Here is a 9458-nt window from a genome sequence, read left to right on the forward strand (position 1 = left end):
GGTTCCGCACCCCGCGCCACGCCCCCGGAGGGCCCCAGATGAGCCAGTCCGTCGTCAAGAACGCCGAGGCGGACGCCCCGCCGCTCGGTCCGCCGTCCGGAGGGGGCCTCAAGGGGCACCCCTGGCTGACCCTGCTGACCGTCGCGGTCGGCGTGATGATGGTCGCCCTGGACGGCACGATCGTCGCGATCGCCAACCCCGTCATCCAGGAGAAGCTGAACGCCGCGCCCTCCGAGATCCAGTGGGTGACCAGCGGCTACCTGCTCGCCCTGGCGGTCTTCCTGATCACCGCCGGCAAGATCGGCGACCGGTTCGGCCACAAGAACACCTTCCTGGTCGGCGCGGTCGGCTTCGCCGCCACCTCGGCCGCGATCGGCTTCGCCGGCAACATCCAGACCGTGATCGCCTTCCGGGTGCTGCAGGGCCTGTTCGGCGCCCTGCTCCAGCCGGCCGCGCTCGGCCTGCTGCGCGGCGCCTTCCCGGCCGAGAAGCTCAACATGGCGATCGGCATCTGGGGCGGCGTGATCGGCGCCTCCACCGCGGCCGGCCCGATCGTCGGCGGCCTGCTGGTCGAGCACGTCAACTGGGAGTCGGTCTTCTTCATCAACGTCCCGGTCGGCCTGGTCGCGCTCGGCCTGGGCCTGTGGATCCTCAGGGACGTCCGGGCCGAGAAGGCCGCCAAGTCCTTCGACCTGCCCGGCATCGCGCTGCTCTCGGTGGCCATGTTCGCGCTGGTCTTCGGCATCATCAAGGCCCCCGAGTGGGGCTGGGGCGACACCCGCACCCTGCTGTTCCTGGGCGGCGCGGTGGTCCTGATGGTCCTGTTCGCGTTCTGGCAGGCCAGGGCGAAGGAGCCGCTGATCCCGCTCAGCCTGTTCCGCTCGGTGCCGCTGTCGGCGGGCACCCTGCTGATGGTGCTGATGGCCTTCGCGTTCTTCGGCGCGATCTTCTTCGTGACCTTCTACCTGCAGAACGTGCACGGGATGTCGCCGGTCCAGGCCGGCGTCCACCTGCTGCCGATGACCGGCATGATGATCGTCGGCTCGCCGGTGGCAGGCATCGCGATCGGCAAGCTCGGCCCGCGCATCCCGATCGTGGCCGGCATGCTGATCACCACCACCGCGATGTTCGGCATGTCCACCCTGGACACCGGCTCCGGCAACGGCGTGATGTCGCTCTGGTTCGTCCTGATGGGCCTCGGCATCAGCCCGGTCATGGTCGGCGCCACCGAGGTGATTGTCGGCAACGCCCCGCTGGAGCTGTCCGGCGTGGCCGGCGGCCTCCAGCAGGCCGCGATGCAGGTCGGCGGCAGCCTGGGCACCGCGGTGCTCGGCGCGCTGATGGCCGCCAAGGTCACCGACGTGCTGCCCGGCAACTGGGCCGGGGCCGGCCTGCCGCCGGTGGAGGGCGCCGCGGCCGAGGGCCTCGAGCAGGCCGCCCAGCTCGGCATCGCCCCGCCGGCCCCGGCCGGCACCCCGCAGCAGGCGGTCGACGCGATGGCCGGTGCCGTCCACGAGTCCTTCGTCAGCGGCATGTCGCTCGCCTTCGCGGTGGCCGCCGTGGTGGCCTTCGCCGCCGCCCTGCTCGGCCTGCTCACCCGCCGCGGCGCCACCGACGCGGGGCCGGCCGTCCACATCTGACGCACCCGCGCCGCACGGCCCCGGACTCGACGGAGTCCGGGGCCGTCGTGCTGCCCGGGCGGGCCGGCGCGCCCCGGCGGGCGTCCACGGCGGCCCGTCCGGCTCGGGGTGCGCGCCCCCACGGCAGGGCCCGGACGGCCCCACGCAGGGGCCGCCCGTGGACGGCGAAGGGGCCGGACCCCCGTACGGGAGTCCGGCCCCTCAGCGCCTGTCGGCGAGTGCCCAGCGCGTGCCTAGCCGCGGATCAGGCGTCGCCGCCGGCGGCGCCCGGGTCGGCCGCCGTCACGTCGAGCAGCTGGTAGCGGTCGATCGCGTCCTTCAGGGCGCTACGGTCGATCCGGCCCTGCTTGGCGAGCTCGGTGAGCACGGCCAGGACGACCGACTGCGCGTCGATGTGGAAGAAGCGTCGGGCCGCGCCCCGGGTGTCGGCGAAGCCGAAGCCGTCGGCGCCCAGCGACTGGTACTGGCCCGGCACCCAGCGGGAGATCTGGTCCGGCACGGCTCGCATCCAGTCGGACACCGCGACGACCGGGCCCTCGGCACCCTGGAGCTTCTGGGTGACGTACGGCACGCGCTGCTGCTCCTCGGGGTGCAGCAGGTTGAACTCCTCGGCCTCCACCGCGTCGCGGCGCAGCTCGTTCCAGGAGGTCGCGGACCAGACGTCGGCCTTGACGTTCCACTCCTCGGCGAGGATGCGCTGGGCCTCCAGGGCCCACGGCACGGCCACGCCGGAGGCGAGGATCTGGGCCGGGATCTGGCCGGCGGTGGCCGGCGCGTACTTGTGCAGACCCTTCAGGATGCCCTCGACGTCCACGTTCTCGGGCTCGGCCGGCATCTTGATCGGCTCGTTGTAGACGGTCATGTAGTAGAACACGTCCTCGCCGTGCGGGTGCTCGGCGCTGGAGCCGTACATCCGGCGGAGACCGTCCTGGACGATGTGCGCGATCTCGAAGCCGTACGCGGGGTCGTACGCGACGACGCCCGGGTTGGTCGAGGCGAGCAGCTGCGAGTGGCCGTCGGCGTGCTGCAGGCCCTCACCGGTCAGCGTGGTGCGGCCGGCGGTGGCGCCGATCACGAAGCCGCGGGCCAGCTGGTCGGCCATCTGCCAGAACTGGTCGCCGGTGCGCTGGAACCCGAACATCGAGTAGAAGACGTAGACCGGGATCAGCGGCTCGCCGTGGGTGGCGTAGGACGAACCGGCGGCGATCAGCGAGGCGGTGCAGCCGGCCTCGGAGATGCCGTCGTGCAGCATCTGGCCCTTCGGCGACTCCTTGTACGCGAGCAGGAGGTCGCGGTCGACCGACTCGTAGGTCTGGCCGAGCGGGTTGTAGATCTTCGCCGACGGGAAGAGCGAGTCCATGCCGAAGGTGCGGTACTCGTCGGGCGCGATCGGCACGAAGCGGTTGCCGATGCCCTTGTCCCGCATGAGGTCCTTGAGCACCCGGACGAACGCCATGGTGGTGGCGATGGTCTGGTTGCCGGACCCCTTCTTGACCGCCTTGTAGGCGTCGTCGCCGGGCAGCTCCAGCTGGCGCGGGCGCACCTTGCGGGTGGGCACGTAGCCGCCGAGCTCCTGCCGGCGGTCGTGCATGTACTGGATCTCCTCCGAGTCGCGGCCCGGGTGGTAGTAGGGCGGGTAGCCCTCCTCGAGCTGCTTGTCGGTGATCGGCAGGTGCAGCCGGTCGCGGAAGCGCTTCAGGTCCTCGACCGTCAGCTTCTTCATCTGGTGCGTGGCGTTGCGGCCCTCGAAGTTGGGGCCGAGGGTCCAGCCCTTGACCGTCTGGGCCAGGATGACCGTCGGCTGGCCCTTGTGCTCGCGGGCCGCCTTGAACGCCGCGTAGATCTTCTTGTGGTCGTGGCCGCCGCGACCCAGGTGCTGGATCTGCTGGTCGGTCATGCTCTCGACCATCTTGCGCAGGCGAAGGTCGCTGCCGAAGAAGTGCTCGCGGATGTACTGGCCGGTCTCGGTGGCGTAGGTCTGGAACTGGCCGTCCACCGTGGTGTTCAGCTTGTTGACCAGGACGCCGTCGCGGTCCTGCGCGAGCAGCGGGTCCCAGCTGCGGTCCCAGACCAGCTTGATCACGTTCCAGCCGGCGCCCCGGAACTGGGACTCCAGCTCCTGGATGATCTTGCCGTTGCCGCGGACCGGCCCGTCCAGGCGCTGCAGGTTGCAGTTGACCACGAAGGTCAGGTTGTCGAGGCCCTCGCGCGCGGCGAGCGACAGCTGGCCCAGCGACTCCGGCTCGTCCATCTCGCCGTCGCCGAGGAAGGCGTACACCTGCGAGTCGGAGGTGTCCTTGATGCCGCGGTGCTCCAGGTAGCGGTTCATCCGGGCCTGGTAGATCGCGCCGAGGGGGCCGAGGCCCATCGAGACGGTCGGGAACTCCCAGAAGTCCGGCATCAGCCGCGGGTGCGGGTAGCTGGACAGGCCGTACGGCGCCTTCGACTTCTCCTGGCGGAACGCGTCGAGCTGCTGCTCGGTGAGTCGGTCCAGGAGGAAGGCGCGGGCGTAGATGCCGGGGGAGGCGTGGCCCTGGAAGAAGATCTGGTCGCCGGACTCGCCCTCGGCGTCCTTGCCGCGGAAGAAGTAGTTGAAGCCGACGTCGTAGAGCGACGCGGAGGAGGCGAAGGTGGCGATGTGCCCGCCGACGCCGATGCCGGGGCGCTGCGCCCGGGAGACCATGACGGCCGCGTTCCACCGGGTCGCGTTGAGGATCCTGCGCTCGATCTCCTCGTTGCCCGGGAAGAACGGCTCGTCCTTGGTGGCGATGGTGTTGACGTAGTCCGTGCTGCGCATCTCGGGCACGGCGACACGCTTCTCGCGGGCGCGCTCGATCAGGCGGAGCATCAGGTAGCGGGCACGCTCGCGCCCCCGCTCGTCGATGGCCGCGTCAAGCGACTCCAGCCATTCCGCGGTCTCCTCGGGATCGAAGTCCGGGACCTGACTCGGAAGGCCGCCAATGATGATCGGGTTGCGATCGGATCCGGAAGCCACGCTGTTCCTTCACTGTCGGTCGAAACTGAGGTGTGTCGCGCCGCCTCCATCGTGCTACCGCGCTCGGAGATCCGTCATCTCTACCGATCGGTAACCGTTCCGCCTGGTGGGCGGGACGGTCTGGCGGCGTGCGGTCCGGGCGTCATCGCCCGCCCCGCACACCCCCGGGTGTTACGAAAAGAGGTGGTCCGACCTGGTTTCCCGTCCGCCCGATGGCGGGCGGCCGGGGTGAGGGCCAACAGGAGACTCTACGCCCGCGCACGCGCGGACCCGAATGCCGTTCGCATCTCGGGCATGAGTACGGCCTGTGGGCCGGGACCACCCGAAGCATCCTTGTCCCACGCAGAGAAGGGCAAATCGGTGTGATTCGCGCCACCTCGACCGGCGTGTCCCGCTGCGACACGTCAACCTTTGGGGGGGATCGGGGGTCGGGTACTTGCGCGAACCGCCGCGCCCGTGTGGACTACGGCCACAGCCTCGGCATGGACGCCGAGCCGAATACTGGAGGTTATTCCCGTGAGCGCGACCGCGGACCCCGCGGACAAGTCCAACCCGGCGACCCGACTCGGCTTCGAAGAGGGCCAGATCATCCAGGAGCTGGGGTACGACGAAGACACTGACCAGGATCTCCGCGAGGGCATCGAGGAGCTCACCGGGACGGATCTCGTCGACGAGGACTACGACGACGTCGCCGACGCCGTCCTGCTGTGGCACCGCGACGACGACGGGGACCTCACCGACGCCCTCGTCGACGCCCTGGAGTACCTGGCCGAGGGCGGCCTGATCTGGCTGCTCACGCCCAAGACCGGCCGTGACGGTCACATCGAGGCCTCCGACATCGCGGACGCCGCCCGCACCGCCGGCCTCTCCCAGACCAGCTCGATCGCGATCGCCAAGGACTGGGCGGCCACCCGCCTCGCCACCAAGTCCACCGCCAAGGGCGGCAAGCGCTGAGCGGGCCCTGAAGCCCCGCACCGGGCCCCGCCGGAGGACCTCCTCCGGCGGGGCCCGGTCCTTTGCCGTGGCGGCCCGGGGTGGCCGGGGCGGGCCCCGTGGGCCCGGCCGGCCCGGTGGGTCACCCGGGACCGGCGGGGGTCGGCCCGAATTAGTGACGCAGGGTGACGAATCCGGGCCGCGAGGTGGCGGTGCGCCACGGCGGGTCGGGTGGATCGCACCCTTCGCGGCGTTCGCCCAGGGCGAAAGCCGGGCGGCCCGGGAGCCCCGCCCTCATCCGTTCGGCGGAACGCACCCGGACGGATGCGAGGATGGCGCTGGTCGCGCGCTGCGCGCGGCCCGGTCGCGTCAGAAAGGTCACGTCATGGCCGTCGAGGTCGGCACCGAGGCTCCGGACTTCGAGCTCAACAACCAGCACGGTGAAACCGTCCGGCTCTCCGACTTCCGGGGCCTGCGCGACGTCGTCCTGGTCTTCTACCCGTTCGCCTTCACCGGCGTCTGCACCGGCGAGCTGGGCGCGATCCAGCGGGAGCTGCCGCGCCTGCAGAACGACGACGTCCAGGTGCTCGGCGTCTCGGTCGACTCGCAGTTCGGCCAGCGGGTCTTCGCCGACCGGGAGGGCCTGGAGTACCCGCTGCTCGCCGACTTCTGGCCGCACGGCGAGGTCGCCCGCGCCTACGGCGTGCTCGACGAGGAGAAGGGCTGCGCGCTGCGCGGCACCTTCGTGATCGACAGGGCCGGCGTGGTGCGCTGGAGCGTCGTCAACGACCTCCCGGACGCCCGGGACGTGCAGGAGTACCTGGCGGCGCTCGCCGCGCTCTGACGCCCGCGCTCCGAGGCCTGCGCTCGGATGCCCGCGCTCCGAGGCCTGCGCTCGGATGCCCGCGTTCCGATGCCCGCGTTCGGATGCCCGCGCTCTGACGCCTGCGCTCGGACGCCCGCGTTCCGATGCCCGCGCGACCGCCTCCGGGCCCGGCCCGGCCGAACTTCGAACGGCCGCGCCGGGCCCGTTCGCGGGTCCGGACGGGAACCGCGCACTACGCTCGGTCCGTTGGCCGGACAGGGCACGTGAGCCGTTCGCCGGCCGGCGCCTCGAACCGCACCGCCGGGGGCACCAGGGCGTGCCTCCCGAATCTTGGAGGACAAGTGGGTGTCAGCCTGAGCAAGGGCGGCAATGTCTCGCTCACCAAGGAGGCTCCGGGCCTCGTGGCCGTGGTCGTCGGCCTGGGCTGGGACGTCCGGACGACCACCGGGACGGACTTCGACCTGGACGCCAGCGCGCTGCTCTGCAACGACCAGGGCAAGGTCGCCTCGGACGGGAACTTCGTCTTCTTCAACAACCTGAAGAGCCCCGAGGGCTCGGTCGAGCACACCGGTGACAACCGCACCGGTGAGGGCGAGGGTGACGACGAGGCGATCAAGGTCAACCTGGCCGGCGTCCCGGCCGACGTGCAGAAGATCGTCTTCCCGGTCTCGATCTACGACGCCGAGAGCCGCGGACAGAACTTCGGCCAGGTGCGCAACGCGTTCATCCGCGTGATCAACCAGGCCGACAACGTGGAGCTGGCCCGCTACGACCTCTCCGAGGACGCCTCCACCGAGACCGCGATGGTCTTCGGCGAGCTGTACCGCAACGGCGCCGAGTGGAAGTTCCGGGCCATCGGCCAGGGCTACGCCTCCGGCCTGCGCGGCATCGCCCAGGACTTCGGCGTCAACGTCTGACCGGACGGCAGCCGCCGGTCTGCCGACCGGCCCGCCGTGCGAGGGGCGGCCCCGGACCTTCCCGGTCCGGGGCCGCCCCCGTTCCGTCCCGGCGCCGCGCGCTGGGAGGATGTGAGTTCAGGAAGTTCAGCCGGCCAAACGGGGCCGGCCGGGGTCTCGGGGGACTACACCTTGTAGGCGCGCCCCGGGAGAAGGCAAGGGAGGAAGAACAGTCATGGTGGTCACGCTCGCCAAGGGCGGGAACGTTTCGCTCACCAAGGCCGCGCCGAACCTGACGCAGGTCCAGATCGGCCTCGGCTGGTCCGCCCGTTCGACCACGGGCGCACCGTTCGACCTCGACGCGAGCGCCCTGATCTGCGGCGGCGGCCGGGTGCTCGGTGACGAGTACTTCGTGTTCTACAACAACCTCAAGAGCCCCGAGGGCTCGGTCGAGCACACCGGCGACAACCTCACCGGCGGCGACGACACCGGCGACGACGAGGTGGTCCTGGTCAACCTGGACCTCGTCCCGGCCCAGGCGGACAGGGTCGTCTTCGCGGTGTCGATCTACGACGCCGAGGCCCGGCTGCAGAACTTCGGGCAGGTCCGCAACGCCTACATCCGGGTCGCCAACTCCCTGGACGGCCAGGAGATCGCGCGCTACGACCTGTCCGAGGACGCGTCCAGCGAGACCGCGATGATCTTCGGCGAGCTGTACCGCTACGCGGGCGAGTGGAAGTTCCGCGCGGTGGGCCAGGGGTACGCCTCCGGCCTGCGCGGCATCGCGCTCGATTTCGGAGTGAACGTACAGTAAGGGCGAAAATCAGAACGATCGCACCCAACCAACGATCATGAGAACAGAGGGCAGTGCGGGGGTGACCTGACCGGGCCGGGCCCGGTCAGGGCGTCTCGGGACGAGGCCGACCCCCGGCACGGCCCGAACCCGAAAGGTAACCAAGTCCCGTGTTCCTCCGCACTTTCGGCTGGTCGTTCGCGATCACCGTCATCGGCCTGATCGCGGCCGGACTGCTCTGGGGGGCCCAAGGATTCGGCATCGTGCTGATCCTCTCCATCCTGGAGATCTCCCTGTCGTTCGACAACGCGGTGGTCAACGCCACGGTGTTGAAGCGGATGAACCCGTACTGGCAGAAGATCTTCCTGACGGTGGGCGTGCTCATCGCCGTCTTCGGCATGCGCCTGGTCTTCCCGCTGCTGGTCGTCGGCCTCACCGCCCAGCTCAACCCCAGCACGGTCATCGACCTCGCGCTGCACTCCGACAAGACGTACGAGGGCCTCACCTACGGCCAGTACCTGGAGGCGGCCAACCCCGCCATCGCGGCCTTCGGCGGCGTGTTCCTGCTGATGATCTTCCTCGACTTCGTGTTCGAGGAGAAGGAGCACAACTGGCTGGCCTGGATCGAGCGCCCGCTCGAGAAGGTCGGCAAGCTGGACGCCTTCTCCGTGGTCGTCGCGCTGGTCACCCTGGTGCTGGCCTCCAACTTCTTCGCCGGGGAGCACGCGGAGACCGTTCTGCTCGCCGGTGTCCTCGGCATGATCACCTACCTCGTGGTCGGCGGGCTCTCCTCCGTCTTCGAGGCGGGCCTGGAGGAGGAGGCCGAGCGCGAGGAGGAGGCCGAGAAGAGCGGCAAGTCGATCGTCCAGGTCGGCGGCAAGGCCGCGTTCTTCCTCTTCCTCTACCTGGAGGTCCTGGACGCCTCGTTCTCCTTCGACGGCGTGGTCGGCGCGTTCGCCATCTCCAGCGACATCTTCCAGATCACCCTGGGCCTCGGCATCGGCGCGATGTACATCCGCTCGCTGACCGTCTTCCTGGTCCGCAAGGGCACCCTGGACGACTACGTCTACCTGGAGCACGGCGCGCACTACGCGATCGGCGCCCTGGCCGTGATCCTGATGGTCGGGATCAAGTACCACATCCCGGAGATCGTCACCGGCCTGATCGGCGTGGCGTTCATCGGGCTGGCGCTCGGCTCCTCGATCCTGCGCAACCGGCGCGAGGGGTCGGACGACGACCACGAACTGGTGAGCAGCGACCAGTAGTCGTTCGGCACACCGCACGCGCGAAGGCCGCCCCCGGGACTCCCGGGGGCGGCCATCGCGCGAGCGCGCGGCCAGCCCCGCGGGCGAGGGGGCGCGGTCGCTGCCGCCCC

General features: G+C 70.4%; 7 protein-coding genes. 6 read left to right on the forward strand and 1 reads right to left on the reverse strand.

The annotated features are described in order from the left end of the window. Positions 1 to 38: 38 nt before the first annotated feature. Complete coding sequence (locus AB0N04_RS20010; RefSeq protein WP_360210015.1) at positions 39 to 1640, forward strand: MFS transporter; 1602 nt, start codon at positions 39 to 41, stop codon at positions 1638 to 1640. Positions 1641 to 1884: 244 nt separating this feature from the next. Here the strand turns inward: AB0N04_RS20010 and aceE are convergent, their stop codons facing one another. Beyond that, the gene (aceE, locus tag AB0N04_RS20015; protein ID WP_360210013.1) at positions 1885 to 4635 is read right to left on the reverse strand and encodes a pyruvate dehydrogenase (acetyl-transferring), homodimeric type; all 2751 of its coding nucleotides are present in this window, start codon (positions 4633 to 4635) and stop codon (positions 1885 to 1887) included. A gap of 516 nt (positions 4636 to 5151) precedes the next feature. Here aceE and AB0N04_RS20020 point away from each other — a divergent pair. From AB0N04_RS20020 to AB0N04_RS20040, 5 genes are all read left to right on the forward strand, one after another. Next, positions 5152 to 5589: a DUF3052 domain-containing protein gene (locus AB0N04_RS20020; RefSeq protein WP_360210011.1), complete on the forward strand. Its 438-nt coding sequence runs from the start codon at positions 5152 to 5154 to the stop codon at positions 5587 to 5589. 364 nt (positions 5590 to 5953) lie between these two features. Then, positions 5954 to 6412: a peroxiredoxin gene (locus AB0N04_RS20025; protein ID WP_360210009.1), complete on the forward strand. Its 459-nt coding sequence runs from the start codon at positions 5954 to 5956 to the stop codon at positions 6410 to 6412. Positions 6413 to 6735: 323 nt separating this feature from the next. Next, the gene (locus AB0N04_RS20030) at positions 6736 to 7311 is read left to right on the forward strand and encodes a TerD family protein (RefSeq protein ID WP_360210007.1); all 576 of its coding nucleotides are present in this window, start codon (positions 6736 to 6738) and stop codon (positions 7309 to 7311) included. A gap of 214 nt (positions 7312 to 7525) precedes the next feature. Next, positions 7526 to 8104, forward strand: coding sequence for a TerD family protein (locus AB0N04_RS20035; RefSeq protein WP_360210005.1), 579 nt, complete (start codon positions 7526 to 7528; stop codon positions 8102 to 8104). Positions 8105 to 8253: 149 nt separating this feature from the next. After that, the gene (locus AB0N04_RS20040) at positions 8254 to 9348 is read left to right on the forward strand and encodes a DUF475 domain-containing protein (RefSeq protein ID WP_360210003.1); all 1095 of its coding nucleotides are present in this window, start codon (positions 8254 to 8256) and stop codon (positions 9346 to 9348) included. Positions 9349 to 9458 lie beyond the last annotated feature (110 nt).

The organism is Kitasatospora sp. NPDC051702, assembly GCF_040681575.1.
Lineage (GTDB): Bacteria > Actinomycetota > Actinomycetes > Streptomycetales > Streptomycetaceae > Kitasatospora.

Coding starts and splice junctions, on each gene's coding strand:
- AB0N04_RS20010 (WP_360210015.1), top strand. CDS start 39: ATGAGCCAGTCCGTCGTCAAGAACGCCGAGGCGGACGCCCCGCCGCTC.
- AB0N04_RS20025 (WP_360210009.1), top strand. CDS start 5,954: ATGGCCGTCGAGGTCGGCACCGAGGCTCCGGACTTCGAGCTCAACAAC.
- AB0N04_RS20035 (WP_360210005.1), top strand. CDS start 7,526: ATGGTGGTCACGCTCGCCAAGGGCGGGAACGTTTCGCTCACCAAGGCC.